The organism is Achromobacter arsenitoxydans SY8 (genome assembly GCF_000236785.1).
GTDB lineage: Bacteria > Pseudomonadota > Gammaproteobacteria > Burkholderiales > Burkholderiaceae_B > Achromobacter > Achromobacter arsenitoxydans.
Genome location: NZ_AGUF01000051.1, coordinates 1 through 26040, shown reverse-complemented (window position 1 = coordinate 26040; position 26040 = coordinate 1). Strand labels below are relative to the sequence as shown.

27 protein-coding genes, 1 tRNA gene and 1 pseudogene are annotated in these 26040 nt (G+C 66.7%); 17 read left to right on the top strand and 12 right to left on the bottom strand.

The genetic code is table 11. The annotated features are described in order from the left end of the window. Positions 1 to 4: 4 nt before the first annotated feature. Entirely contained in the window at positions 5 to 826 is an 822-nt protein-coding gene (gene gloB, locus KYC_RS13945) for a hydroxyacylglutathione hydrolase (protein WP_008163255.1), read from the bottom strand. Positions 827 to 845: 19 nt separating this feature from the next. Here gloB and KYC_RS13940 point away from each other — a divergent pair, with 19 nt between their 5' ends. The 7 genes from KYC_RS13940 (at position 846) to KYC_RS29650 (ending at position 7971) form a co-directional block, all read left to right on the top strand. Further along, a complete protein-coding gene (locus KYC_RS13940) occupies positions 846 to 1625 on the top strand; it encodes a class I SAM-dependent methyltransferase (RefSeq protein ID WP_008163253.1) in 780 nt (259 codons plus the stop codon). 50 nt (positions 1626 to 1675) lie between these two features. Next, positions 1676 to 2137 (top strand): ribonuclease HI, encoded by a 462-nt coding sequence (gene rnhA, locus KYC_RS13935; RefSeq protein WP_008163251.1) that lies wholly within the window; start codon positions 1676 to 1678, stop codon positions 2135 to 2137. Between the two features lie 177 nt (positions 2138 to 2314). Further along, the gene (locus KYC_RS13930) at positions 2315 to 3397 is read left to right on the top strand and encodes an efflux RND transporter periplasmic adaptor subunit (protein WP_008163249.1); all 1083 of its coding nucleotides are present in this window, start codon (positions 2315 to 2317) and stop codon (positions 3395 to 3397) included. A 33-nt stretch (positions 3398 to 3430) separates the two neighbouring features. Beyond that, entirely contained in the window at positions 3431 to 6520 is a 3090-nt protein-coding gene (locus KYC_RS13925; protein WP_008163248.1) for an efflux RND transporter permease subunit, read from the top strand. Positions 6521 to 6522: 2 nt separating this feature from the next. Then, on the top strand, positions 6523 to 7248 hold the full coding sequence (gene dnaQ / locus KYC_RS13920; protein ID WP_008163247.1) for a DNA polymerase III subunit epsilon: 726 nt from the start codon (positions 6523 to 6525) through the stop codon (positions 7246 to 7248). Positions 7249 to 7308: 60 nt separating this feature from the next. Continuing rightward, positions 7309 to 7383, top strand: a tRNA-Val gene (locus tag KYC_RS13915). A gap of 420 nt (positions 7384 to 7803) precedes the next feature. Beyond that, entirely contained in the window at positions 7804 to 7971 is a 168-nt protein-coding gene (locus tag KYC_RS29650; protein ID WP_008163246.1) for a hypothetical protein, read from the top strand. Positions 7972 to 7989: 18 nt separating this feature from the next. Here the strand turns inward: KYC_RS29650 and KYC_RS13905 are convergent, their stop codons facing one another. The 5 genes from KYC_RS13905 to KYC_RS13885 form a co-directional block, all read right to left on the bottom strand. Continuing rightward, positions 7990 to 8457: a YaiI/YqxD family protein gene (locus KYC_RS13905; RefSeq protein ID WP_008163245.1), complete on the bottom strand. Its 468-nt coding sequence runs from the start codon at positions 8455 to 8457 to the stop codon at positions 7990 to 7992. 5 nt (positions 8458 to 8462) lie between these two features. Further along, on the bottom strand, positions 8463 to 8729 hold the full coding sequence (locus tag KYC_RS13900) for a hypothetical protein (RefSeq protein WP_008163244.1): 267 nt from the start codon (positions 8727 to 8729) through the stop codon (positions 8463 to 8465). Positions 8730 to 8771: 42 nt separating this feature from the next. Beyond that, positions 8772 to 10268: a TAXI family TRAP transporter solute-binding subunit gene (locus KYC_RS13895; protein ID WP_008163242.1), complete on the bottom strand. Its 1497-nt coding sequence runs from the start codon at positions 10266 to 10268 to the stop codon at positions 8772 to 8774. A gap of 2 nt (positions 10269 to 10270) precedes the next feature. Next, complete coding sequence (gene gltS, locus KYC_RS13890) at positions 10271 to 11479, bottom strand: sodium/glutamate symporter (protein ID WP_008163241.1); 1209 nt, start codon at positions 11477 to 11479, stop codon at positions 10271 to 10273. A 159-nt stretch (positions 11480 to 11638) separates the two neighbouring features. Further along, positions 11639 to 12133: a GNAT family N-acetyltransferase gene (locus KYC_RS13885; RefSeq protein ID WP_008163237.1), complete on the bottom strand. Its 495-nt coding sequence runs from the start codon at positions 12131 to 12133 to the stop codon at positions 11639 to 11641. Positions 12134 to 12298: 165 nt separating this feature from the next. On the opposite strand from KYC_RS13885, the gene KYC_RS13880 reads away from it, so the two are divergent. Together KYC_RS13880 and KYC_RS13875 are read left to right on the top strand one after the other, a co-directional pair. Beyond that, on the top strand, positions 12299 to 13345 hold the full coding sequence (locus KYC_RS13880) for a glycosyltransferase family 2 protein (protein WP_008163235.1): 1047 nt from the start codon (positions 12299 to 12301) through the stop codon (positions 13343 to 13345). Between the two features lie 2 nt (positions 13346 to 13347). Next, complete coding sequence (locus KYC_RS13875) at positions 13348 to 14931, top strand: ArnT family glycosyltransferase (protein WP_008163232.1); 1584 nt, start codon at positions 13348 to 13350, stop codon at positions 14929 to 14931. On the opposite strand, the gene KYC_RS29875 is transcribed toward KYC_RS13875, so the two are convergent. Continuing rightward, positions 14891 to 15286 carry a GtrA family protein gene (locus tag KYC_RS29875; RefSeq protein ID WP_008163230.1) on the bottom strand — a complete coding sequence of 132 codons (396 nt, stop codon included), beginning with the start codon at positions 15284 to 15286 and terminating at the stop codon, positions 14891 to 14893. The genes KYC_RS13875 and KYC_RS29875 overlap by 41 nt on opposite strands. Before the next feature lie 36 nt (positions 15287 to 15322). On the opposite strand from KYC_RS29875, the gene KYC_RS13865 reads away from it, so the two are divergent. Beyond that, on the top strand, positions 15323 to 16138 hold the full coding sequence (locus KYC_RS13865; RefSeq protein ID WP_008163228.1) for a ChbG/HpnK family deacetylase: 816 nt from the start codon (positions 15323 to 15325) through the stop codon (positions 16136 to 16138). Here the strand turns inward: KYC_RS13865 and KYC_RS13860 are convergent. Beyond that, positions 16135 to 16998 (bottom strand): LysR family transcriptional regulator, encoded by an 864-nt coding sequence (locus KYC_RS13860; protein ID WP_008163226.1) that lies wholly within the window; start codon positions 16996 to 16998, stop codon positions 16135 to 16137. The genes KYC_RS13865 and KYC_RS13860 overlap by 4 nt on opposite strands. 111 nt (positions 16999 to 17109) lie before the next feature. Here KYC_RS13860 and KYC_RS13855 point away from each other — a divergent pair, with 111 nt between their 5' ends. Continuing rightward, positions 17110 to 17571, top strand: a complete 462-nt coding sequence (locus KYC_RS13855) for a multidrug/biocide efflux PACE transporter (protein ID WP_008163224.1) — start codon at positions 17110 to 17112, stop codon at positions 17569 to 17571. On the opposite strand, the gene KYC_RS13850 is transcribed toward KYC_RS13855, so the two are convergent. Together KYC_RS13850 and KYC_RS13845 are read right to left on the bottom strand one after the other, a co-directional pair. After that, positions 17568 to 18455: an alpha/beta hydrolase gene (locus KYC_RS13850; protein ID WP_008163221.1), complete on the bottom strand. Its 888-nt coding sequence runs from the start codon at positions 18453 to 18455 to the stop codon at positions 17568 to 17570. The two genes, KYC_RS13855 and KYC_RS13850, sit on opposite strands and share 4 nt — an antisense overlap. 81 nt (positions 18456 to 18536) lie before the next feature. Beyond that, entirely contained in the window at positions 18537 to 19424 is an 888-nt protein-coding gene (locus tag KYC_RS13845; RefSeq protein WP_008163220.1) for a LysR family transcriptional regulator, read from the bottom strand. Between the two features lie 96 nt (positions 19425 to 19520). Here KYC_RS13845 and KYC_RS13840 point away from each other — a divergent pair, with 96 nt between their 5' ends. Both KYC_RS13840 and KYC_RS13835 read left to right on the top strand, forming a co-directional pair. Beyond that, on the top strand, positions 19521 to 19925 hold the full coding sequence (locus tag KYC_RS13840; RefSeq protein ID WP_008163218.1) for a CidA/LrgA family protein: 405 nt from the start codon (positions 19521 to 19523) through the stop codon (positions 19923 to 19925). After that, positions 19915 to 20607, top strand: coding sequence for an LrgB family protein (locus KYC_RS13835; RefSeq protein ID WP_008163216.1), 693 nt, complete (start codon positions 19915 to 19917; stop codon positions 20605 to 20607). The genes KYC_RS13840 and KYC_RS13835 overlap by 11 nt, the downstream gene beginning before the upstream one ends. A gap of 8 nt (positions 20608 to 20615) precedes the next feature. Here KYC_RS13835 and KYC_RS13830 read toward each other — a convergent pair whose 3' ends face one another. Together KYC_RS13830 and KYC_RS13825 are read right to left on the bottom strand one after the other, a co-directional pair. Beyond that, positions 20616 to 21260 (bottom strand): LysE family translocator, encoded by a 645-nt coding sequence (locus KYC_RS13830; protein WP_008163214.1) that lies wholly within the window; start codon positions 21258 to 21260, stop codon positions 20616 to 20618. Further along, entirely contained in the window at positions 21257 to 22180 is a 924-nt protein-coding gene (locus KYC_RS13825; RefSeq protein WP_008163212.1) for a DMT family transporter, read from the bottom strand. The genes KYC_RS13830 and KYC_RS13825 overlap by 4 nt, the downstream gene beginning before the upstream one ends. Positions 22181 to 22322: 142 nt before the next feature. Between KYC_RS13825 and KYC_RS13820 the strand changes: the two genes are divergently transcribed. The 4 genes and pseudogenes from KYC_RS13820 to KYC_RS29470 all read left to right on the top strand — a co-directional run. Continuing rightward, a complete protein-coding gene (locus KYC_RS13820) occupies positions 22323 to 23780 on the top strand; it encodes an aminotransferase-like domain-containing protein (RefSeq protein WP_043518408.1) in 1458 nt (485 codons plus the stop codon). A gap of 39 nt (positions 23781 to 23819) precedes the next feature. Then, entirely contained in the window at positions 23820 to 24164 is a 345-nt protein-coding gene (locus KYC_RS13815) for a protein tyrosine phosphatase family protein (protein WP_008163208.1), read from the top strand. 98 nt (positions 24165 to 24262) lie between these two features. Then, positions 24263 to 24727 carry a universal stress protein gene (locus KYC_RS13810; RefSeq protein ID WP_008163206.1) on the top strand — a complete coding sequence of 155 codons (465 nt, stop codon included), beginning with the start codon at positions 24263 to 24265 and terminating at the stop codon, positions 24725 to 24727. A 356-nt stretch (positions 24728 to 25083) separates the two neighbouring features. After that, positions 25084 to 26040 (top strand): annotated as a pseudogene (locus tag KYC_RS29470) (hypothetical protein); the annotation flags it as partial.

The window sequence follows — 26040 nt, the reverse complement described above, 5'->3', positions numbered from 1 at the left end:
GCTGTCACTTGAAATCGTTCTTCCATTCACGAAGGGAGGCAAAGACCTCTACCGGCGTATGCAGGTTGCTTCCGGCCCAGTCAGCCGCGGCGCGAGCGACGTCGGGCTGCTGTGTGCGCAAAAACGGATTGGTCGCGCGTTCCTGGCCGATGCTCGAGGGGAGCGTGGGGTGGCCTTGCGCGCGTAATTGCTGGGCTTGCAGCTGCCATTCTTGCAGGCTGCGATTGGCCGGTTCGACCGCCAGGGCCCAGCGCAGGTTCGCTAGAGTGTACTCGTGTGCGCAAAAAACCTTTGTATCGGCAGGTAAAACCGCAAATTTCCCCAAAGAATCAAACATTTGCGCTGGAGTGCCTTCGAAAAGGCGGCCACAGCCTCCGGCAAACAGGGTGTCGCCGCAGAACAGGGCGGGCTCCACGCCGGCCGCCCGGCCCACGTAGGCGATGTGCCCGGCGGTATGGCCGGGCACGTCCAGCACGGCCAGGTCCAGGTCCAGTTCGGGCAGCGTCACGCGGTCGCCTTCGGACAGAGGAACGTCGCAGCGCGGCAGGCGCTCATGCGCGGGGCCGTATACGGTAATGCCTTCGATGCGTGACAATTCGGGAACGCCGCCCACATGGTCGCCATGGTGGTGCGTGAGTAGAATGGCGCGCAGCCTCAAGCCTTGCTGTTCAAGAAAGCGCAGCACCGGGCCGGCTTCGCCGGGATCCACCACCGCGGCCTGGCCGTCGCGGACGATGGCCCAGATGTAGTTGTCGGAGAAGGCTGGCAAAGGCAAGACCGCGGCGTTGCGTTCGCGGCCGCCTGCGGGGGCGGTCAAGGCTTGCATGGGACTCGAAGGAAAAAACGTGGCAGAAGATACTCCGCCGATTGTAGAACTGGCCGAATGGTTCCAGACTCCGCCGGGCCAGTACGCCCTGGCCTGGGAGCGGGCGCAGTTCGACGCGGCCGTCGCGGATGTCTTCGGATATTACGCCTGGCAGGTCGGCCTTGCCGACGTGAATCTGTTGCGGGCCAACCGGATGCCGTTCAAGGGCTATGTGGGCACCGAGACCCCGGCGCCGGACAGCCTGGCCGGCTGGCAGTCGCGGGTGGTCGTCGCCCAGCCCGAGGCCCTGCCGTTCGAATCCCAGAGCGTGGACCTGCTGATCCTGCCGCATGCCTTCGAATGCACGACCCAGCCCCACAACGTGCTGCGCGAAGTGGAACGCGTGCTGGTGCCCGAGGGCCGGGTCGTGATTTCGGGGTTCAATCCCTGGAGCATGTGGGGCGCACGCACGCGGATGCCCGGCATGGAGCCATGGCTGCCCCAGCCGCCGTCGTCCCAGGTTTCGCTGCCGCGCCTCAAAGACTGGTTCAAGCTGCTGTCCCTGGAAGTCGACGAAAGCCAGTTCGGCTGCTACGCGCCCGCCTGCCGCAGCGAAAAATGGCTGCAGCGCTGGAGCTTCCTGGAATCCGCAGGCGCCCGCTGGTGGAGCCTGGGCGGCGCCATCTATATGGTGTCGGCCGTCAAGCGCGTGACCGGCATGCGTATCATCGGGCCTGCCTGGAAAACCAAGCCCAAGCGCGCGCGCGCCGCGTCGGTCGTGGTCAACCGCCAGGCGGACGACGGCTTCGGCCCCTCTTGAACGGCCGGACCGGCATCACTTTGCACGAACAAGGAACACCAAGCGGCACCATGCAGGACAACAAACCGAACGAGCAGAAAGTGGAAATGTGGACCGACGGCGCCTGCAAGGGCAATCCGGGTCCGGGCGGCTGGGGCGTGCTGATGCGCGCCGGCGCCCACGAGAAAACGCTGCATGGCGGCGAACTCCAGACCACCAACAACCGGATGGAGCTGCTGGCGGTCATCGAAGGGCTGCGCGCGCTCAAGCGCCCCTGCGTCGTCACCATCCATACCGATTCCCAGTACGTCATGAAGGGCATGACCGAATGGCTGGCCAACTGGAAGCGGCGCGGCTGGATGACGGCCGACAAGAAGCCGGTGAAGAACGCCGAGCTCTGGCAGGCGCTGGACGATCAGGTGCGCCGCCACCAGGTGAGCTGGAAGTGGGTCCGCGGCCATGCGGGCGATCCCGGCAACGAACGCGCCGACCAGCTGGCCAACCTGGGCGTGGAAGCCGCCAGACGCGGCTGAGGCATCCGGATATACCCTCGAATCCGCCCCAAGGGCGGATTTAGTTCTTTCAGCCGGCTACTGGATTGTTCCAGTATGTAAATTCGGGTGCTAAAGTGCCAACCCTCCTTCCCGTTCCTGCGGCGGCGCCCGAGTCAGGCATGCCGGGCCCGCGCCGCAATACCGCCACATTCGCGCATGAAAAAAGCAGTACTGCTGGCCGCCGTTGCGGCAGGGTTGGCCGCGGGGGCCGCGCTCGGCGTTTTTGTGCCGCGCTGGCTCACGCCCGCCGCCACGCCCGCCCAGGCCACCGCCAAATCTTCCGCCGCGCCCGCGGCGCCCGCCCGGGTGGCTGTGGCCCCCGTTCAGGAAATTCCGTTCGCCCGCGGCCTGTCGGCGGTGGGCAGCCTGCGGTCCGACGAATCCGTCGTGCTCCGGCCCGAAGTGGCCGGCCGCATCCAGGCCATTGATTTCAAGGAAGGCCAGCCCGTCAAGCAGGGCCAGGCGCTGATACGCCTGGACGATTCTGTGCCGCGCGCGGAACTGGCCCAGGCGCGCGCCAACCTCACGCTGGCGCAGAGCCACTACCGCCGCGCCGTCGAACTCCAGGGCAAGGGCTTTGTCAGCCAGCAGGCCCGCGATGAATCCGCCAGCACGCTGAAGGTCCAGGAGGCCGCCGTGGCGCTGGCGCAGGCCCGGCTGGACAAGATGACCATCACCGCCCCGTTCGCCGGCACCGTCGGCCTGCGCAGCGTGTCGGTGGGCGACTACGTCAATCAGGGTCAGGACCTGGCGCCGCTTGAGGCGATCGACCCGCTCAAGGTGGACTTCCGGGTGCCGGAAATGTATCTGAGCAAAGTCGGCGTGGGGCAGCAGCTGACGCTGCGGCTGGACGCGCTGCCGGGCCAGGAGCGGCGGGGCGTGGTCTACGCCGTGAGCCCGCTGGTCGACGCGGGCGGCCGGTCCATCCTGCTGCGCGCCACCGTCGCCAACCAGGACGCCGTGCTGCGGCCGGGCATGTTCGCCCGGGTGCAACTGCTGTTCAATCAGGACAAGGCGCTGGTCGCGCCCGAGGCCGCGCTATCGCCGTCGGGCGAAACGCAGTACGTTTACCGGGTCGAGAACGGCGTCGCGCAACGGCGCGAAGTGACGATCGGCGAGCGCCGCGAGGGTCGCGTCGAGATCCTGACCGGTGTGGCCGTGAACGACATGCTGGTGGTTTCGGGCCTGCAGCGCGTCACGGACGGCGCGCCCGTGACCATCGTGGGCAACGGCCAGTGACGCCGGCCCTTCTACCTATTCAGCGATAGCGCCATGCGTATCTCGGAAACCTGCATCAAGCGGCCGGTGTTTGCGTCGGTCCTGTCGCTGATCATCGTGCTGATCGGCCTGATCTCGTATTCGCGCCTGACCGTGCGCGAATATCCCAAGATCGACGAGCCCATCGTGTCGGTGGACACCACCTATAAGGGCGCGTCGCCCGAGGTGATCGAATCCCAGGTGACCAAGCCGCTGGAAGACCAGCTGGCCGGGATCGAGGGTGTGGACGTGATGACCTCGCGCAGCCGTTCCGAGCGCAGCCTCATCAATATCAAGTTCAACCTGTCGCGCGATCCGGACGCCGCCGCGGCCGAGGTCCGCGACAAGGTCTCGCGCGCCCGGCGCTTCCTGCCCGATGAAATCGACGAGCCCATCATCGGCAAGGTCGAGGCCGACTCCCAGCCCATCATCTATATCGCCGTGGAGTCGGGGTCGTATTCGGCGATCCAGACCTCCGACTACATCAACCGCTACATCAAGACCCGCCTGTCGGTGCTGCCGGGGGCGGCGGAGGTCCGCGTCTTCGGCGAACGCCTGCCTTCCATGCGCATCTACGTGGACCGCGACAAGCTTGCGGCCTACGGCCTGACCGTGCAGGACGTCGAAGCGGCACTGCGCAGCCAGAACGTGGAAATTCCCGCCGGTCGCATCGAATCCCGCGCCCGCGAGTTCTCGGTGGTGTCTGCGACCGACCTGCAGACCCCGGCCCAGTTCGAAGACGTGATCGTCGCCAACGTGAAGGGTTATCCGGTGCGGCTGCGCGACGTCTCCAAGGTCGAGATCGCGGCGGCCAACGACCGGGTGCTGTCGCGCTTCAACGGCAAGCCCGCCATCAATATCGGCGTTACGCGGCAGTCCACGGCCAACCCGCTGGAACTGTCCAAGGCGGCGCGCCAGGAGGTCGAGCGGCTGAACGAAACCCTGCCGGCCGGCATGAAGCTGAACATCGCGTACGACTCGTCGGTGTTCATCGAGCGCTCCATTGATTCCGTGTTCCACACCATCGGCGAAGCCATCGTGCTGGTGGTGCTGGTGATCTTCTTCTTCCTGCGCAACCTGCGCGCCAGCATCATTCCCATCGTCACCATCCCGGTGTCGCTGGTGGGCGCCTGCGCGCTGATGTACCTGTTTGGCTTTTCCATCAACACGCTGACGCTGCTGGCCATGGTGCTGGCCATCGGCCTGGTGGTGGACGACGCCATCGTGGTCCTGGAGAACATCTACCGCCACATCGAGGACGGGATGCCGCGCAAAGAGGCGGCGCTGCGGGGCTCGAAGGAAATCGGCTTCGCGGTGGTCGCCATGACGATGACGCTGGTCACCGTGTACGCCCCGCTCGCCTTTGCCACCGGCCGCACCGGGCGGCTCTTCATCGAGTTCGCCCTGGCGCTGGCGGGCGCCGTGCTGGTGTCCGGCTTCGTGGCGCTGACGCTGACGCCCATGATGTGTTCCGTGCTGCTGCGGCACCAGAGCAGCCACAGCCGCTGGTACAACCTGATCGAAGGCTGGCTGAACGGCATGAGCAACGGCTACCGCCGCATGCTGGGGGCATCGCTGCGGCACCGCTGGGTGGTGGTGGTGATCGGGCTGGCCGTGGCCGCGGGCAGCGGCGTGCTGTTCAAGGTGGTCAAGAGCGAACTGGCGCCGGTCGAAGACCGGGGCGTGGTCTTCGGCATCGTCAACTCGCCCGAGGGCGCCACGCTGAACTACACGCTGGACAGCATGCTGGGCATCGAGAAGTTCTATGCCGACATTCCCGAAGCCAGCGGCAGCCAGGTCACCGTGGGCTTTCCCACGGTCACCGACGGCACGGCGATCCTGCGCCTGAAGCCCTGGGAACAGCGCGACCGCAAGCAGCAGGCCATCACGCAGCAATTGCAGCCGCAGTTCGCGTCGCTGCCGGGCGTGCGCGCCTTCCCCACCAATCCGCCGTCGCTGGGCCAGTCGGCCCGCTCCAAGCCGGTGGAATTCATCATCATGAGCCAGGCCTCGTATGAAGAGCTGTCGCGCCTGACCCAGATCTTCCTGACCGAACTGCGCAAGTATCCCGGGCTGCAGAACCTGGACACCGACCTGCGTCTGAACACGCCCGAACTCCGCGTACGCGTGGACCGCGACAAGATGGCCGACGTGGGCGCCAACGTGGACGTCGTGGGCCGCACGCTGGAATCCATGCTGGGCGGCCGCCAGGTCACCCGCTACAAGGACGAGGGAGAACAGTACGACGTGATCGTGCAGGTGACGCCGCGCGACCGCGCCAATCCCACCGACATCTCCGGCATCTATGTGCGGGCGCGCGACGGCAGCATGGTCCAGCTGGACAACCTGCTGGGCGTGCACGAAGGCGTGTCGCCGCAGTCGCTGAATCACTTCAACCGCCTGCGCGCCGTGAAAATCGACGCGGCCGTGGCGCCGGGCTACGCGCTGGGCGAAGTCCTGGAACACATGCACCAGGTGGCGCGCGAGGTCCTGCCCAACACAATCGTGACGGATCTGGACGGCCAGTCGCGCGAGTTCCGGGATTCGTCGGGCAGCATTTATCTGGTCTTCGCCATGGCGCTGGCCTTCATCTACCTGGTGCTGGCCGCGCAGTTCGAAAGCTGGCGCAACCCGTTCATCATCATGCTGTCGGTGCCGCTGTCCATGACGGGCGCGCTGCTGGCCCTGTGGCTGACCGGCGGTACGCTGTCCATTTACAGCCAGATCGGCCTGATCACGCTGGTGGGGCTGATCACCAAGCACGGCATCCTGATCGTGGAATTCACCAACCAACTGCGTGACGAGGGCAGGGAACTCTTCGAGGCCGTGATCGAGGCCAGCGTGCTGCGCCTGCGCCCCATCCTGATGACGACCGGCGCCATGGTGCTGGGCACGGTGCCCCTGGCGCTGTCGACCGGCGCGGGGGCGGAATCGCGCCAGCAGATCGGCTGGGTCCTGGTCGGCGGCCTGATGCTGGGTACACTACTGACCTTGTTCGTCGTGCCGGTGGCCTATACGCTGATTGCCACCGCACGCAAGGAGTCCGGCAGCGCAGCGCACCATCCGCACACGCCGCCGGCCTCGCAGCCCCAAGCGTCGGAATAGTTATGCGCCAGATCATCTTTGACACGGAAACCACCGGACTGGACCCTGCCCAGGGCCATCGCATCGTCGAAATCGGTTGCGTGGAGCTCGTCAACCGGATGTCGACGGGCAACAACCTGCACATCTACCTGAACCCGGACCGCGACAGCGACCCCGAGGCGCTGGCCGTGCACGGCCTGACCACGGAATTCCTGTCGGATAAGCCGCGTTTCTCGGACGTCGCGGACGAATTCGTCAAGTTCATCCAGGGCGCCGAACTGATCGCGCACAACGCCGCGTTCGACGTGAAGTTCTTCAACGCCGAACTCGCGAAGACCGGCCGCGGCCCCATCAACGACTACTGCGAGACCGTCACGGACTCGCTGCTGCACGCCCGGTCATTGTTCCCCGGCAAGCGCAACTCGCTGGACGCGCTGTGCGATCGCTTCGGCATCTCGAACGCCCACCGGACCCTGCACGGCGCCTTGCTCGACTCGCAACTGCTGGCGGAAGTGTGGCTGGCCATGACGCGCGGCCAGGATGCGCTGCTGATCGACGTGGACGACAGCGCCAATGCCGGCGGCAACGGCGTCGTGCTGGCGAAGTTCGACGCGTCGGGCCTGCCGGTGCTGCAGGCCAGCGCCGACGAACTGGCCGAACACGAAACCTATCTGGCCGCGCTGGACAAAGCCGTGAACGGCGAGTGCGTCTGGCGCAAGATGGACGCGCCCGTTGCGGCGCCTGCCTGAATCTTTTCCAGTGCGACTTGCGCACGTTTAAAAAAACGTGCTATTATTTCGCCTCTTTCGGGGTGGTTAGCTCAGTGGTAGAGCACTGCCTTCACACGGCAGGGGTCACTGGTTCGAACCCAGTACTACCCACCAAAGACCTTCCAAGGCTTCTTAAGCCTTTGAAGCGCCCCAGAAAGCAACGCTGATTCCGCCCGCGGTTTTGGTTTTGTTTTCAGCAGTGGGCAACAAGCAAAAAGCCAACCTTCATCGGTTGGCTTTTTTGTTTTCCGGCTAAATGAAATCTGCTTCATGGGAAAGCGGACGGCCTTACCTGATGGCCTTACCCGATGGCCGTTATCCAACAGCCTTACCCAAAACGGCCTTATCCAGTTCCTTGCCCACTGCGTGGCTATTCATTAATCTCCTGATTTGTCGCAACCGCGCAGCAGCCGGTTGCGCCAAACCCGTACGACGCCTGTCTATCATTAAAAAAGCGATGAACAAAGGCGGCGATTGATCCGGACGGTTAGCACCGGCGGTTGATCGCCAAACGATCGGCAACAGGAGAAGGCTATGGGCCCGCACACCAACACCATGCTCATCATCATTGTCACGGGCGTGGCGCTCATGCTGGTCGGCTTCGGGTTCCGCGACCGGAATCTGGGAATGGGATTGATGGGCCTGGGCCTCATTACGGCCATCGGCGCCATCCTGTACAAGGCCTACATCACCTTCTATTGACCGCGGCTGCGGCGGGGCTCAGCCTTTTTGCGCCTGCTGCCTGGCCGCGCGCGACAGCAGGGTGTCGAGCTGGTTCGCGAACGCCTTGCGGTCGGCCTGGCTGAATGACGGCGGGCCGCCCGTGTCCACGCCGCTTGCGCGCAATTCTTCCATCATGTCCCGCACCGCCAGCCGCTCGCGGATGGTTTCCGGCGAATAGCGTTCGCCGCGCGGGTTGAGCGCCATCGCGCCTTTTTCCAGCACCTGCGCGGCCAGCGGGATGTCGCCGGTGATGACCAGATCGCCCTGGTCCGCGCGTTCGGCGATGTGCGCGTCGGCCACGTCGAAGCCACGCGGCACCTGCACGGCGCGGATCAGCGGCGACGGCGGGGTGTACAGCGCCTGGTTGGCCACCAGCGTCAGGGGCACCTGCCAGCGCTGTGCTGCGCGGAACAGGATGTCCTTGATGACGGCGGGGCAGGCGTCCGCGTCGACCCAGATGTGCATCGCGCTCAGGCGTCCAGCGCCTTGCCCAGCGCTTCGGCCACGATGTCGTTGGTCGACACGCCGCGTTCGGCGGCCGCCGCGCGCAGCTTGTCGGCCTGCGCCTGCGAGAGCTTGAGGGGGAAGGGCACCAGGCCGGCGGCCTGGTCCAGCTTGCGCTGTTCGCGGCGGTCGGGCGCCTGCGAGGCGGCGCCGAAGCGGTCGGGCGTGGCTGCCTGCTTGAGTTGGCCGGCCAGCTTCAGGGCCTGGTTCTTTTGGAGATCGAATTTGTTCATCGGAATTCCTGATAAGGAGCGCCATCATAAGCGCAACCGGCCTCAGCGCGGTTTGCCGTGCTCCAGTTGCGCGATGCCTTCTTCCGCTCCATCGTGCAGCGGCACGCTCAGTCCCAGCCGGGCTGTGGCCGCCGATACCTGCGAACCCTGTGCGGAGCCGGCGGCCAGCAGGTCCTGGCCTGTCTGGTACACGGCGCGCACGACCACCAGCGCTTCGTCGCGCGTCAGGTCGGTTGTGGTCAGCATCAGCGCCGCCATGCCCACGGTGGGAATCCGCTCGGGCTGGTTGGGGTAGGTGCCCGCGGCGATGTCCAGCGGCATGAGCACGCTGTTTTCCGAGACCAGGGTCTTGATGGCGGCCGGGTCCAGCGGCAGCAGCTTCAGCTGCGCCTGGGCCAGTGCGTCGCGCAGCGGCGTGGCCGGCACGCCGATCACCTGGGCGGCGGCGTCCACGGCGCCGGCATGCAGCGCGGGCAGCGCCGCCACGAACGCGGTGTCCGACACCGTGTAGTCGCGGCCGGCCTGCAGGCCATGCGCCGCCAGCACGGTTTCCAGCGTGGCACGCACCGCCGAGCCTTCAGGCCCCAGCGCGATCGTCTTGCCCTTCAGGTCGCGCACCCCGCGCAACGCGGGATCGTCGCGCACGACGATATGAACCATTTCCGGGTAAAGACTGCCCAGCGCGCGCAGGCCGGTGAACGGACCTTGTCCTGCGAATGGACCCTTGCCCTCGTAGGCCATGCGCGCCGTATCCGCCTGGGCCAGCGCCACCACGGCGGCGCCGCTGCGCAGCAGCGCGATGTTGTCGGCGCCGCCGCCCGTGATAAGCGGCGACACCCTTATCTGCCGCGCCCGCGCCACATCGCTCAGGGCGCGCGCAAAGGCCAGGTACTCGCCGCGGTCCGGCCCGCCGGCCAGCGGATAGCCCTGCTGCAGCCGCGACAGGCGGCCGTTGATGCGGGCCACCGAGCGTTCCAGTTCCTGCTGCACCACGTGCTGCGCGGTGCTGGATGCGCTATAGGACACCGAATGCGTGATCTGATCCAGCGTGTCCAGCAACTGGCGCGTGACGGGCGGCGGGGCGCCGGTGTCCAGCGACGGCGCTTCGGCGGCCTTGAAGCCCGCGGGCGTGACGAGTTTCCAGGCGCCGTCCTGCTGCCGGTAGATGGCGCTGGCATGGGCCACGATGCGGTCGCCGGCCCGGTTGCCGCCGGATTTCACGCCGCTGATGCTGCGCGGGCCGGCGCCCAGCAGCGTCACCAGCGACGCCGCGCCGGGCTGGTCCCAGGCGCCCAGCGAAATGTCGCGGACCATTTCCAGTTCGATGTCGTAATAAACGACGCGCCGCGTTTCGCCCGCCGGGGCGGTGCTGTCCGACGCGGAGCCCATGCGCCTGAGTTCGGCGATGCGGAACACGTCCGGGCCGTAGGTGGCGCTCAGGCTGTGGCCGACGTCGGCGCGCAGGACGTCGGCGTCGGGCGCGCGGCCGCAGGCCGCCAGCATCAGGCACAGCGCAAGAAGAACCAGTCTCTTGAACATGGCTACATCCCTCCCACGAACGGCAAGGAGATCAGGGAGCTCAGGACGATCACGTTGAGGATGTCGACCAGGAAGGCGCCCGTGACCGGAACCACGATAAAGGCCTCGGGCGCGGGTCCGTGGCGGCGCGTGAGCGCCTGCATGTTGGCGATGGCGGTGGCGGTCGCGCCCAGCCCGAAGCCGCAGAAGGCGGCGGACATGATGGCCGCCTCGTAGTCCTTCTTGAGCAATCGGAACACGACAAAGGCGGCGTACAGGGCGCAAGCCAGCGTCTGCACCGCCAGCATCAGGGCCAGCGGGCCGGCCAGCCGGGCCACGCTGGACAGGTCCAGCGTCATCATCGTCATGCCCAGGAAAAGCGACAGCGAGATCGTGCCGATGATGTCGGTGGCGCGATCGTCCAGCCTGATGCCCACGAGCGGCCCCGCGTTGCGGATCAGCACGCCGGTGGCCAGGCACCACAGGAAGTTGGGCAGGCTGACCGGAGCGTCCTCGACCAATGTCGCCAGCACGCCGCCCACCACCAGGCAGACGAACGCCGCGGTCAGGGAAAGGATGAAGGTGCCGGCGGTGGGGGGCGCGTGCGCTTCGTTCAGATCGACCGCCTCGTGGCCCGCGTCGCCGACGTGGTCCAGGCTGCCCGACACCTTGTGCCGCCGCATGATCCATTCCGCGACCGGACCGCCGACAACGCCGCCCAGCACCAGGCCCAGCGTGGCCGCCGTCATGGCAAGCGCCATCACATCCTGGATATTGTTGATGTCGGCGAAGCGCGACGCGTAGGCCGCGCCCGTTCCGTGGCCGCCCACCAGCGTGATCGTGCCGCCCAGCAGGCCCATCAGCGGGTGCATGTCCAGCAGCCATGCCATGCCCAGGCCGACCGCGTTCTGCAGCACCAGGAACGGAATCAGCGCCAGCAGGAAGGCGATGAGGCGGGGGCCGCCCTTGGCCAGCAGTTTGAGGTTCGCGGTCAGGCCGATGCAGCCGAAGAACAGCAGCAGCAGGGTAGGCTTGATGCTGGTTTCCAGCGAGACGGACACGCCGCCCCAGGTCGAGAACAGGTAGGCCAGCACCGCAAACAGCAGGCCGCCCACGATGGGATCGGGAATGCTGTAGCGGGCCAGGATGCCGATCCGCGTGGTCAGCACGCGCCCGATGACGAGCACCAGGCAGCAAGCGAGAAAGGATTGAACGGGCGAAAGGGAGAGCATATGAACCTTTGCGCCCCGCAGGGGCGCAGCTAGGGCCAGATCAAGGTAATCGAACCGTTGCTGCCGCATCGCTCGCGGACTGCGAACCTATCTTACGGCGAGCGCTGGTCTGATGTACACGGGCATTTCAGCAGGCCGGTCCACGGCCTGCGCGGAGCGCTACAGCGGGAAGGCGCGCGACATGTAACTGGCGCCGGCGCCGTAGCCCGCCAGTTTTTCGGTCAGTTCGCCGCCGTGGATCTCGACAGGGGCGTAGCCCAGGCGCAGCCAGTAGCCCGCCGCCGATGCCAGCGACACCAGGCTGGCGCGCTGGCGGCCGTCAGCCATGGCGCGTCCGGCGGCAGCGCGCACCAGGGCTCCGCCCACGCCCAGGCCCTGGGCCGAGGGAATGACCGCGCAGTCGTGCAGGAACCAGTGGTCGGCGCCGGGCGGCAGCGCGTCCAGGGGTACGTCCAGGGCCGGCGGCAGGCCGGCGTCCCAGGGGTAGGAAACCAGGTAGCCCAGCAGGCCTGCGCCCCTTTCCGGCTGCGCCACCCAGCAATAGGGCTGCGCAAGGGCAAGGCGGTTCAGGAAGAACCCAGCGCTTTCCAGCAGGAATTCGGGGTAGGCCTGGGCTTGGGCATCGAGCACGGCGGCCACGTCGCCGGACAGCATGGGGCGAACTTGATATTGCATGACAAGCTGCAGTCATAAGGAATTCAACGCCTGCATTCTAGCCGTCGGCATCCGGGGCGGCCCGGCCTGGGCATTTCATGAAAATTCGACGAGGCCCTGCGCATACTGCGTTGCACCAAGTCCCGCACCGCATTTCCCCGCATCATGCAAATCCAATTCCGGTCCGATCCGCTTCCGCAGCCCGCCCTCCCCAAATCCTTTCCGTTGAGGTCGGTGTGGCCCACTCCGGTTGCGAACGTGCCCTACGACACGCGCGTGACTTGCGTCATTCCCTGCCTGAACGAATGCGAGAACCTGCGCGTGCTGCTGCCCCTGCTGCGCAACCGGCTTGCCGCGCTGTGCACCAGTTGGGAGATCATCGTGGCCGACGACGGCAGCACGGACGGCACTGATGCGCTGATGGAGGAATGGACCGGGCACGACGGATTCCAGCATGTCCAGCTGTCGCGCAATTTCGGCAAGGAGGCCGCGCTCAGCGCCGGCCTGGAAGCCGCCAGCGGCAATGTGGTGATCTGCCTGGACGCCGATCTGCAGCATCCGCCAGCGCTCATCGAGCAGATGCTGGCGCGCTGGGCGGCCGGCGCGGAAATGGTCTATGCCGTGCGCGAAGGCCGCGACGACGAATCCTGGGTCAAGAGGTCTGGCGCGCACTGGTTCTACAAGCTGCTCAGCAGCGCGCGCGGGGTACACGTGCCGGCGCATGCCGGCGACTTTCGGCTGATGGACCGGAGCGTGGTGGACGCGCTGATCGCCCTGCCCGAGCGCACGCGCTTCATGAAGGGCCTGTACGCGTGGGTCGGCTTCAAGGGCGAGGCCTTGCCCTACACGCCCGACGAGCGCCTGCATGGCGGCAGCCGCTATGGCGGGCTGCGACTGTTCCGCCTGGCGCTGGACGGCCTGACGGCCTTCACGACCTGGCCGCTGCGTCTGGTCAGCCTGGTCGGCGTGGCGTTCGCCTTTCTGGCGCTGGCCTATGCCGTCTTTCTGGTGGGCGATTACCTGATGTCCGGCAATGCGGTGTCCGGCTGGACCACCATCGTCACGGCGGTGCTGTTCTTCGCGGGCGTCAACCTGATTTCGCTGGGCGTGGTGGGCGAGTACGTGGCCCGCATCTTCGACGAGGTGAAAGGCCGGCCGCTGTTCGTCGTGCGGCGGCGCCGCGGCCGGCCGGCCGGCAAGGCGCAGGGCTGATCATGGCCGGCACTGCACACCCGGCGCGTTCCGACTGGACCCCGCCGGCAGGACGGTTTCTGCTGGCCGTCGGCATCTGGCTGGCCTGGCTGGCGTGGATACGGCCGCTGACGCTGCCCGATGAAGGCCGCTATGCCGGCGTGGCCTGGGACATGCTGCGCAGCGGCTCCCATGCGGTGCCGCTGCTGGACGGCATGCCTTATTTCCACAAGCCGCCGCTCTACTACTGGCTGGCCGAGCTGTCGTTCTCGGTTTTCGGCGTGCATCCCTGGGCGGCACGGGTGCCGTCCTGGCTGGCCGCGTGGGGCGCGGCCGCCGCGCTGTACGTCTTCGTGCGCCGTCATCGCGACGCCGCGGCCGCCAGCCTGGCGGTGTTGATCTTGACCACCATGCCGTTCTTCTATGGCGGCGCGCAGTTCGCCAATCTGGACATGCTGGTGGCGGGACTGATCACCCTGTGCGTGCTGGCGGCGACGGAAACCGCGTTGCGCGCCGCAAACGGCCAGGCCTGGCGGTGGATGTCCGTCGCCGCCGCAGCGCTGGCCGCGCTGGCTGTCCTGGCCAAGGGGCTGATCGGCCTGGTGCTGCCGGGCGCCATTCTGCTGGCCTGGCTGGCCTGGGAACGCCGCTGGCGCGGCCTGGCCGCGCTGGTCTGGCCCCCAGCGCTGATGGTGTTCCTGGCGGTCGCCGCGCCGTGGTTCGTGCTGATGCAGCTGCGCTTTCCGGGCTTCTATGACTACTTCTTCGTCTACCAGCACTTCCAGCGCTTTGCCGCAGGCGGGTTCAACAATGCCGAGCCCTTCTGGTTCTATTTGCCGGTGCTGGCCGGCCTGAGCCTGCCCTGGTCGCTGTGGAGCGGGGGAATCCTGCGCCGCGCGTTCTGGGCCGAGGGGCCGGCGCGGGCCCTGCGGCGGCTGGCGGCGGTCTGGTTCGTGGTGGTGGTGGCGTTCTTTTCGCTGCCGCACTCCAAACTGATCGGCTACGTGCTGCCCGCGCTGGCGCCCCTGGCCTTCCTGCTGGCAGAGGTCATCCTGGCGGCCTGGCGCGCCGGGACGGACAGCGCCACGCCGCGGCTGGTGCGCATCAGCGCCGCGGTGGCGGCAAGCGTGTGCGTCATCGCCGTGGGCGTGGCGGCCACCCATGCGCGAGGCAGCGCTGCGCCGCTGGCGAAGGTCGTGCGCGAGCAGGCAAGGCCGGAGGACACCTTTGTTTCGCTGCACGCCTACCCCTTCGACCTGGCGCTGTATGCGCGGGCGCTGCGTCCGTCCTGGGTGGTGGACGATTGGCTCAATCCCGAGGTGCCGGTGCGCGACAACTGGCGCAAGGAACTCTACGACGCCGCGAAGTTTGATCCGGCCACCGGCCAGCAGGTGCTGGTCAGCGCTGAACAGTTCAACGCCCGCCTGTGCGCGGCGCCGGAAGGCGCGCGTTTCTGGGTCTGGGGCAACCATGCGGACGGCACGGTCTACGCGTCGCTGCAGGGCCTTGCGCCCGCGGTTGCAGGCGCCCGCCATGCGATGTGGCGGGTGGACGTGGACGCGGCGCTCAGGCAGCGGGTTTGTGCCGGAACGCCCACAGCCGGCTAGCGATGAACGTGGCGAACGCCAGTCCGGTAAGGATCAGGGCCAGCAGCGTGTCGTAGGGAATATCCGTGGCGTGCAGCAACCAGGCATAGGCGGCTTCGTTGATCGCGAAGCCGGCTGCTGAAATGAGAAAGAACCGACGGGCCGCTATGGTCCAGGGGATGGGCGAATGTCGGAACGTAAGCCGGTAGTGGCCGCTGAACGATACGACGAAGGCGGCGAGCCAGCCGATCAGGTTGGCCGCCAGCGGCGGGGTGCCGAAGGCTTCGACGCAGCCTACGGCAACAGCCCAATGGGTGGCCGCCGCGGCGCAGCCGACGGCGACGAAAAGGCTGATTTGCCGGAGCAGCGTACGCATGTTGAGTGTGGCGAACAGGAGTCTCGAGGTGCAGCGATGAGCAAGCGCATTGTGGTCTGCGGGGATGATTTTGGCATGAATGCCGACATTGATGAGGGCATGATCACCCTGGCCGGCATGGGGCGGCTCAGCGCCGTGAGCTGCCTCGCGCTCGGGCCGACCTTCGCCGCCAATGCGCCCCGGTTGGCGGCGCGGGACGTCGATATCGGCCTGCACGTAAATTTCACGGAAGCGCTGGACCCGGACGCTGCGCCGATGCCGCCGCTGGGCCCGCTGATCCTGAAGGCATACGCGGGCCTGCTCGATGCGGCGTGGATCGACGCGCACCTGGCCCGACAGTTCGACGCCTTCGAAGCGGCTTTCGGCCGCGCGCCGGATTACGTCGACGGGCATCAGCACGTGCATCAGCTGCCCGGCATCCGCAAGCGCCTGCTGGCGCTGCTCAAGGCGCGCTACGGTGCGCATGCTCCCTGGCTGCGCCAGACCACTCCTGGCATGCTTTGCGGCGTTCCGCTGAAAGAAGCGTTCAAGGCCCGCGTCATCGGCGCGCTGGGCGCGGCGGCGCTGGCGCGCGAGGCCCGTTCGAACGGCTTGCGGACCAACCGCCGTCTGCTGGGCGTCTATGCGTTCGACGGCGGCGAGCGGCGTTACGCCAGCCTGCTGCAGAACTGGCTGTTCAATGCGCGCGACGGGGATCTGGTTATGTGCCACCCCGCGCAGGGCAGCGCGCAGGGCAGCGCCATGGCGCGCCAGCGGCGTGCCGAATTCGACGTGCTGGCCAGCCCCAAACTGGGCGATTGGCTCGGCGCCAATGGGGTGCGCATCTCGCGCCTGCCGGCCGCACAGCGCTAGGGCTGCGTCAGGCTCTGCAGCAGCCAGGCGCCCGCCGGACCGAGCGCGCGGCGCGTGGACCATACGGCGTCCACCCGGATGTGGCGCGGCCACCCCGGCACCTTCAGCTCCACCAGTTGTTCGCGGCCGAAGCGCTGGATCATCCAGCGCGGCAGCTCCGTCCAGCCGAATCCCAGGCTGGCCATTTCCAGCAGCATCAGGTAGCCGGGCGCCGACCAGGTCGAATGCCCGGGCGCCGCTTCCTTGTCATCCAGTTCGTAAGTGCTCAGCCGCAGTTCGCGCTGGGACTTCAGGTGATCGGACGTGACTGAGGGCAGGCTGGCCAGGGGATGGGAGCGTCCCACGCACAGGGCGATCTCGGACACTTCGGCCAGGCTGGCGTGCGCGACGTCGGGCGGATAGCTTTCCTGCGCGGCCATCAGCCCCAGGTGCGCGCGGCCCTGCTGCACCAGCGCCACCACGTCCTCGTACTCGGCGATCAGGCATTCGAAACGCAGCGCCGGATAGCGCTGGTCGATCTGGCTGAGCATGGCTTCAAAGGTCCGGGACTGGAACGTGTCGGACAGCACCACGGTCAGCCTGGGTTCCAGCCCTTCGGACAACTGGCTGGCGCTGCGGTTCAGGCGGTCGTTGGCGGCCAGCACCTGCAAGGCCTGTCCCAGCAGGACCTGGCCGGCCTCCGTCAGGGTGGGCTGGCGCTGGCTGCGGTCGAACAGCGCGACATTCAGGTCCACCTCCAGGTTGGCGATGGTTTCGCTAATGGTGGACTGGCTCTTGCCCAACTTGCGGGCGGCGGCGGAAAAAGAGCCTTCGGCGGCGACCTGGGCAAAGGCGGCCAGGGATTCCAGGGAGTGGCGCATGGGCGGATGAGGGAAGAGTGATATCGGTTTTTCCGATGGATACTATCTTTAGCGTAACGGAAATGTCGTAGAAAATGGCGTCACTTTGAAGCAACCGACCTCAGGTGGGTCATGACGCAAGCCAAGAAAACTCTCAAGGAACGATTCCTCCACGCCTTTCTGTTCGAAATCCTCGCCATCGGCCTGTGCGCGCCGGTTGCGGCCTGGGCCATGGGCAAATCCCTGTTCGAAATGGGCGTGCTGACCGCGGTGATCGCCTGGATCGCCCTGGTCTGGAACATGATCTACAACGCCGGTTTCGACCGCCTCGAAAACCGCTTCGGCTTTACCCGCAACCTGCGGGTGCGCGTCGCGCATGCCTTCGGCTTCGAGCTGGGCCTGATCCTCATCGTGATCCCGCTGGCGGCGTGGTGGCTCAGCATCAGCCTGTGGCAAGCCTTCGTGCTGGACATCGCGCTGGTGCTGTTCTACCTGCCCTACGCCTTCTTCTACAACCTGGGCTACGACCGCGCGCGTCCCCACGTGATGAAGTGGCTGTCGCGCCGGGCTGGCGCGGCGGCCGCGCAGGCCTAGCCCTTCTTGCCCTGGTAGGCCTTTCCGGCGTCCTGCATAAAGGTCTTCACCGCGGTTTCATACTGCGCGCCGCTGCGGAAGGCGCCCGAATGCGAGGCGCCTTCTATCTTGACCAGCCGTTTCAGGTCCGGCGCCACATTGCGGGCGGCGGCAAAGAGTTCGTCGCTCATCGTGTGCGGCACGACGCGGTCCGCGGTGCCGTGCAGGAACAGCATCGGCGTGTGCATCTGCGCCAGCTTGTCCACCGACGCGAACGGCTGCGTGACCAGCAGGCTGGCGCCGGGCACCTTGCCCCAGCGCAGCGTGGACAGCATCGCGCCGATGCTGGTGAAGCTGGATTCCACGATCAGCCCGGCGAAGTCCGGCTGTTCGGGGCGCGAGGCCAGGTCGATGGCGATGGCCCCGCCCAGGCTGTGTCCGTAAACGAAGCGGCGCGCCGGATCGGGCTGCAGCCGCGCCAGTTCCTTGAGTCCGGCCATGGCGTCTTCCAGCGCGCTTTCCTCGGATGGCAGCCGCGGGGTGGACGCGCCGAAGCCCCGGTAGTCGATCGCCAGCACCGAATAGCCCATGCGGGTCCAGCCGTCGATGCGGAACGCGCTGCCGTTCAGGTTCCAGCGCGCGCCGTGCAGGTACAGCACCGTGGGCGCGCCGGCCCGGGGGCTTTGCAGGTACCAGGCGCGCACCGAGTCGCCGTTGGCGAGCGTCAGGTCGTAGACCTCTGTGCCGGCGGCGGGCTCGCGCCACCAGGTCTGCGGTTCGGCTTGGGGCGAGAAGATCGTCTGGCGTTGCCAGGAATCGAGCTGGGTGCAGCCCACCACGCCGGAGGCGGCGAGCACGAGGGCGACGAACAGTCGGCGGGTGGAGAATCGGGGCAGGGCGGGCATGAAAGGTCTGACCCGTTCAGGCGGGTTGGGTTCCGGCTTCAGCATACCCCGGGCGGACGGCCCACGCCCAGCGCCGCGCCGTCACGCCCGGGGGCGATGCACTTCGCGGTTCAGGGCCAGCCAGGCCTGCGCAGCGTGCGACAGATAGCCGCCGCGCCGCCACACCAGCACCATTTCCCAATCCGTCCCCGGGTCGCGTAACGGAACCCGCGCCACGCCCGCATGCAGTTCCTCGTTGGCTTTGATGCGCGGCAGGAATGCCACGCCCAGCCCGGCGGCCACCAACGCCACGATGAAGTCGATCTGGCCGCTGCGGGCGGCGATGGTCGGCGCAAACCCGGCGCGCTGGCAGGCGTCCTGGATGATGCGGTTCAGGGCGAAACCCGTTTCGAACAGGATGAAGGGCGATTCGCGCAAATCGTCCAGATCCACCGATTCGGCCCGCGCCTGCGGGTGGTCGGCGGGCATGAGCGCCACCAGCGGTTCGCGCGCCACCGGCTGCCACTCGAAATTGTCGGGCACGGGCCTCAGCGAGGCCGCCAGTTCGATTTCGCCCGCCATCACCATTTCTTCCAGCCGGCGGCTGCCATGCTCCACCAGGCTGATCTCGATGCGCGGATAGCGGCTGCGAAAGCGCGCGAACATCGGCGCGAACAGCGAACTGCTTCCCAGCGGCGGCAGGCCCAGGCGCAGCACGCCCCGCTTCAGGCCCTTCAAATCGTCCAGCTCGGCGATCAGATCGTCGCGTTCGGCCAACATGGCCAGGGCGCGGCGGTAGACGATTTCGCCCGCCGCGGTCAGCTGCATCGGCTGGGCGTGGCGGTCCAGCAGGGGCATGCCCAGCTCGTCCTCCAGTTGCCGCACGGCCTTGCTCACCGTGGGCTGGGTGGCGTAAATGACTTTGGCGGCCTGGGAGAATCCGCCTTGGCGGACGACTTCAACCAGGGCGCGCAGGGGACGCAGTTCCATGGCTATGCCTTTATGGAATAGGACGAATTCATCGAATTCATTTTATCTATAGCTTGGCCGAGCGTAAAACATCAGCTTGCCGCTGGAACACCTCTCATGCCCCGCTTTCGTCGTTTTGTCATCCTGCGCAGCACGCTGCGCCGCAGCCGCCTGCTGCAAATCGCCCTGATCGTCCTGTTTTCCCTGCTTGGCCAGGCGCTCGCGCAAGCCTCCGGCCTGCCCGTGCCCGGCGGCGTCATCGGCATGGCGCTGGTGCTCATCCTGCTGGCGACGCGGCGGTTGCGCATCCGCAATGTGCGGCGCGGGGCCAGCTGGCTGTTGGGTGAAATGCTGCTGTTCTTTGTGCCGGCCGTCATGTCCTTGCTGGACCACCGCGAATTCCTGGGGTTGCTGGGGCTGAAGCTGCTGGCCGTCATCCTGCTGGGAACGGCGCTGGTCATGGCGGGCACGGCGCTGACCATTGATCTTTGCTATCGCTGGATGAACCGCCATGCCGCTTGAATTCAACCTGGTGTTCTGGCCGGCGGCGACCGTGCTGGCCTATGTCTGCGCGCGTCTTTTCTATCGCCGCTACGCCTTTTGGTGGACGTCGACCCTGGTCGTCGCGCCCGCGCTCCTGCTGACGCTCGCGATCCTGTTGCACACCGGCTACCGCGACTACATGTCGGGGTCGCACTGGCTGATGGCCATGCTGGGGCCCGTCATCGTGGCGTTTGCGCTGCCGCTGTATGAGCAGCGGGCGCTGATCCGCCGCTACTGGCCCGTGCTGGCGGCGGGCGTCGCCGTGGGCAGCGGCATTGCCGCCGCCAGCGCCTGGATGCTGGGCAGCCTGCTGGACCTTCCGCCGGACCTGAGGCTGAGCCTGCTGCCCCGGTCGGTGGCCACTCCGTTCGCCGTGGCGGTGTCGTCGCATGTCGGGGGCGTGCCGGACCTGACCGCCGTGTTCGTGATCGTCACGGGCGTATTCGGCGCGGCCATCGGCCAGCTCATGTGCCGCTGGCTGCCGTTGCGGTCCGCGCTGGCGCGCGGCGCGCTGTTCGGCATGGGCGCGCACGGCGCGGGCACGGCCAAGGCGCGCGAGCTGGCGGCAGAAGAAGGCGCGGTGGCGGGCCTGGTCATGGTGATGGCAGGCCTGTTCAATGTGCTGGTTACGCCGGCCGTGGTGGTCGGGCTGCTGGCCTGAGCCAGGCCTTAGCGCAGCAGTTCCAGCGCCACCGGGTACAGGGATGCCACCAGCAGCAAGGCCATGCCGATATTGAATGCGCGGATCGCGGCCGGCCTGTGCAGCACGCGGCGCAGCGCCGTGCCGAAGGTCACCCAGATCCCGATGCTGGGCAGATTGACGATGCCGCAGACGAGCGTGGCGATCACCAGGTTGGCGAAAAAGCCGTTCTGCGGCGTATACGTGGCCACCACGCCCACGGCCATCACCCACGCCTTGGGGTTGATCCACTGAAAGGCCGCCGCCTGCAGGAAGGTGAATGGCTTGCCGCGCGTTTCGCCTTCTTCCATGGGCCCGGAGTTCGCAATCTTCCAGGCCAGGTAAAGCAGATAGGCGGCGCCCGCGTACTTCAGCACGGTGTACAGCCCGGGCGTCTGCTGGAAGACCGATCCCAGGCCGATGCCCACCAGGAAGATCATCAGGCTGAAGCCCAGGTTCACGCCCAGCAGGTGCGGCAGGCTGCGCCGGAAGCCGAAATTCAGGCCCGACGAGGCCAGCATCACATTGTTCGGGCCGGGCGTGATGGAGCTGACCAGGGCGAACAGCGCCAGGGGACCCAGCAGCGGCAGGGAAGCCAGGGGGATGTCGGCCCAGTTGGCGGGAAACAAGCTCATTTCGAGGTCCTTACGATGGCGCGGCGTCCGCCGGCGATAACGGCGACCACGGCGACGGCGAACACGAATGTCGCAGCGTCCACGGATTCGCCAAACAACAATGCGGCGGCCACGACGGTCAGGAAGGGTTGCAGCAATTGCACTTGCCCGACCCGGGCGATCCCGCCCGCGGCCAGACCGCGATACCAGGCGAAAAAGCCCAGGAACATAGAGCCGAACGCCAGGTAGGCGCAGGCGGCCGTCACCGTCGCGCTGGGCCAATGGGCCTGCTGCGCGGCCATCCAGCCCACCGGCGCGGCGACGACTGGCGCGCTGATCGCCAGCGCCCAGCATATCGTGCGCCAGCCGCCCAGCGTGCGCGAGGCCCGCGCGCCCTCGGCATAGCCCATGCCGCCCAGCACCACCGCCACCAGCAGCCACAGGTAGCCGGCCGTCAGCACGCCCTGGCCCTGGCGCAGGGCATAGGCGGTGACCAGCGCTGCGCCCACCACGGCCCAGCCCCAGAAGGCGGCCGACGGGCGCTCGCCGCTGCGCAGGGCGGCAAAGGCGGCGGTGGACAGCGGCAACAGGCCGTTGAAGACGGCCCCTTGCGAGGCGGGCACGGTCTGCATCGCCAGCGACGAGGCCAGCGGCCAGCCCACGACGATGCCCAGCGCGGCCAGAATGACGCCGGGCCATTCCTGGCGGCTGGGCCGGCGGCTGCGCGTCAGCCACAGCAGGGCGATCGCGGGCGCCGCGGCGATCAGCGCGCGTCCCAGGCCCACCAGCAGGGGCGCCAGTTCGGCTACCGCCAGCCGGGTCATCGGCAGGGTCAGCGAAAACACCAGGACGCCCAGAAATCCGTAGCCATAGCCTTCCCACAGATGGGAAGGCGCGGCGGGGCTGGCCGGAGGCGTCGGGTAAGGCAGGGGACGGTTCATGGCGGCATGGGCGAAAAATGTAGGGAACTACGGCCGTGCACGGTTGCGGGCTTGCGGCATACCTGTCACTCTACGCATAGTTGTCAGTACAGTACCGGTACACATTGCATGTCACTTTAACCACTGGCCTGGTCAAATCTCCATGACAGTTGCTCCGCCTTCCCCGTCTTCCATGCCCTGGCAGCCCGTGCGCCAGGCCGATGCCACGTTGGTGGCGCAATTGGCCGACGGCCTGGCCCGCCGCATCGACGAGCAAGGCCTGCGCCCGGGCACCCGCCTGCCATCCATCCGCAAAATGGCCGAACAGTCCGGCGTAAGCCGGTTCACCGTGGTCGAGGCCTATGACAGGCTGGTGGCGCGCGGACTGGTCCAGTCGCGCCGGGGCGCAGGGTTCTTCGTGCGTGCGCGCAGCGGCCCGCTGACGGCGGTGGCCGCCGCGCCCACCGCGCTGGCCGCGCCCGCCCGGATTGACGTCGCCTGGTTGTTGCGCAGCATGTTCCGCGAGGCCAATGCGCCGGGCATGCCGGGCGGGGCCGGGCTGCTGCCGGCAGACTGGCTGGATCCCGACATGGTGGCGGGCGCCGTGCGGGCCGTGGGCCGCTCCGTGCGCGCAAACCTGGTCAGCTACGGTCATCCCCAGGGTTTTGCGCCGCTGCGCCAGCAGATCGCCGCCTACCTTCAAAACGAGGGCGTGCCCGCGCATCCTGAACTCAACCTCCTGACGACCAATGGCGTCACCCACGGCCTGGACCTCATCGCCCGGCATCTGGTCAAGCCTGGCGACACTGTCCTGGTCGAGGATCCGGCATGGTTCGTCATCTTCGGCCGGCTGGCCGCCTTCGGCGCCAACCTGATCGGCGTGCCGCGCGGGCCGGACGGCCCAGACATCGACGTGCTGGAAAAGCTGGCGGCGCAGCACAAGCCCAAGCTATTCATCATCAACGGCGCGGTCCACAACCCCACCGGCCACACGCTGTCGGCAGGCGCGGCCTACGGCATCCTGCGCATCGCCGAACGCCACGATTTCATGGTGGTCGAGGACGACACCTACGGCGAACTGCATCCGGGGGGCGCAATCAAGCTGGCCGCGCTGGACCGCCTGAACCGCGTCATCTTCGTCAGCGGCTATTCCAAGATGCTGGCGGCCAGCCTGCGCGTGGGCTATGTCGCCGCCAAGCCCGACATCCTGCAAAAGCTGGCGGACCTGAAGATGCTGGCCGGCCTGACCTCGCCTGAACTGGGCGAACGCGTCATCCACCGGGTGCTCATGGAAGGCCAGTACCGGCGCCACATCGAACGCGTGCGCGTGCGCGTCGACGACGCGCGGCAGCGCTGCATGAAGGGGCTGCAGAAACTCGGGCTGACGGTGCCCCATGAGCCGCACGCCGGCATGTTCCTATGGGCCGATTGCGGACGCGATTCCGAGGTGCTGGCCCGCGCCGCCGCCGACCGCGGCTTGCTGCTTGCGCCGGGCACGCTGTTCTCGCCTTCACAGGCGCCGTCCACCATGCTGCGGTTCTCGGTGTCCATCGCGGACCACCGGGGCATCTGGACCGAATTGGAAAAACTCTTCGCGCAAATGGGCTCCTACAATCAATAATACGCAGCTATCTCGTTGAAGCCATTGAAGGAACCTGTCATGTCCGCACCCATCAAGCCCCTGACCCAGAATTTTGCCGTCGCCCCGCAACTGGGGCCCGACGACATGGCCGATGTTGCCGCCGCCGGCTACAAAAGCGTCATCATCAACCGTCCTGATTTCGAAGGCGGTCCAGACCAGCCCACCGCCGCCGACGTCTCCCGCGCCGCGCTGGCCGCCGGCCTCCAGATCGAATACCAGCCCGTCGTGGGCAGCGCCATGACCGCCGCCGACGTCGCGCGTTTTGCGGAACTGCTGCGCACGCTGCCGGGCCCCGTGCTGGCATACTGCCGCACGGGCACTCGCTGCACGAATCTGTTCGCGGCCGCCCAGCAGTTGGGCTGATCCCGCATTGACGCCCGTCAAGCTCGTCCGGTTCGGTTGATGTGAACCTGGCGGCTTTCCGTTAGCATAAAGATTCCTCTCAAACAGGAGCAGGCAAGATGTTCAAGAAGATCCTGATTCCCACCGACGGTTCCCCGCTCTCGGCGCAAGCCGCCAACGCCGGCATTTGCTTTGCGCGCTCTGTGGGCGCCGAAGTCGTTGCGCTCTACGTGACGCAGCCCTTTGCCGCCACGATCGGTTTTGACGGCATGGCCGCGGCCTACGCCATCACCGATGAAGACTACGAAAAGGCCTCCGCCGAGCAAGCCGACAAATACCTCAAGCAGATCACCGACCGCGCCGACACGGCCGGCGTGAAGGCCGAGGCCCGCGCGGTGTCGAATTTCAATGTGGCCGACGGCATCGTGCAGGCTTCGACCGACGCCGGCTGCGACCTGATCTTCATTGGCAGCCATGGCCGCAGCGGCCTGTCGCGCCTGCTGTTGGGCAGCGTCACCGCCAAGGTGCTGTCGCTGGCCACTACCGCAGTGCTGGTCTACCGCGTCAAGGAAGACAAGAAGTGATCCTGCGCGGGCAGCGGCGCGCCTGATCCGCTGCCGTCCGCACAAAGGTCCCCGGACGCCGGGGGCCGCACCCGATCCTCACGAAGCGCAATGCTGAGTGGGGATTTTTTTCGCCCATCGCAAACTCCCATGACACAACCTTAAGATTTTGTATCTGGCACGCAGCGATGCGCTCGCCTTCCGGCAATGTCAGCCACAGGCTGACTACGGCGCATCTGTGCTGCCCTTGATCCCAATCTGGCGCAGCAAGCGCAATTTCGTTCTGGTCATATTTTTAAGGGATCACTCAGCTTCTCTAATGCCGTGGTGCACGCAATATTTGAATCAATGTGTCAACAACGGTAAACGAGAGTTCGATGAAACCTAATAATTTCGATCGCCCGGCCCCTGCCAATTTGACCAAGCGCCTCTTGTCAGGGGCGTCAACAGTGGTGCTGTTGATGAGTTGCGGCTCGGCGTACGGGCGGGCCGTTTGGTCCGGATCGACATCCAGCGACTGGTTCGTGGCATCAAACTGGGTAGCCGGGATACTCCCTTCATCTCAGAACGTCGATATTGGCGGGGCGCCGGGAGTTGGATTTTCTCCGGTCTTCGGCGCCGGCCAGAGCGATTCGGTGAATGAACTTCTTATAGGCGGCAACAACGTCGGTGATACCGGCGCCTTTACTATCGAGGGCGGCGGCAGGCTCTCCGGTGTTGAACTGAACCTAGGCCGTTATTCGGGCACTTCAGGCCTCATGGAAGTAAAGGACAGCGGTTCAAGCTGGACAACAACCTGGCATTCTGAGATCAGTTCAGGCAATAGCTGGGTGGGGTATCAAGCAGGCAGCTCGGGCGAGTTGAACATCTCAAACGGCGGCAGCTTCAACACGCACGGACTCGTGCTTGGTTACCTTGGTGAAACGGGCTCTTTCGGCCGCTCGGCGGGCATTGTCCGCGTCGAAGGTCCGGGCTCGCAGCTTACCGCTGTCACCATGCATATCGGCAACTACGGCGACGGCAAGCTCTTCGTCTCGCAGGGCGGAAGTGTCGCCAACTGGTACACCCTCATTGGTGCGGAATACGGCAGCACCGGCAGGGCTACGGTTAGCGGCGCCGGCTCGCAGTGGACGACGAATGGCGACACCATGGTCGGCGGGAGTGGCTTTGGAGAGCTGCTCATCTCCGATCGCGGGCAGGTCAGAACGGGTTCGAGCGCCATGATTACTGCTTTGGGTCCTGGCGGCGTCGGCTTGGTTCATGTGAAGGATCCAGGCTCAATCTGGGACATCGCCAATGATCTGAGCATGGGGAGCAACGGGGGGCAGGCCACC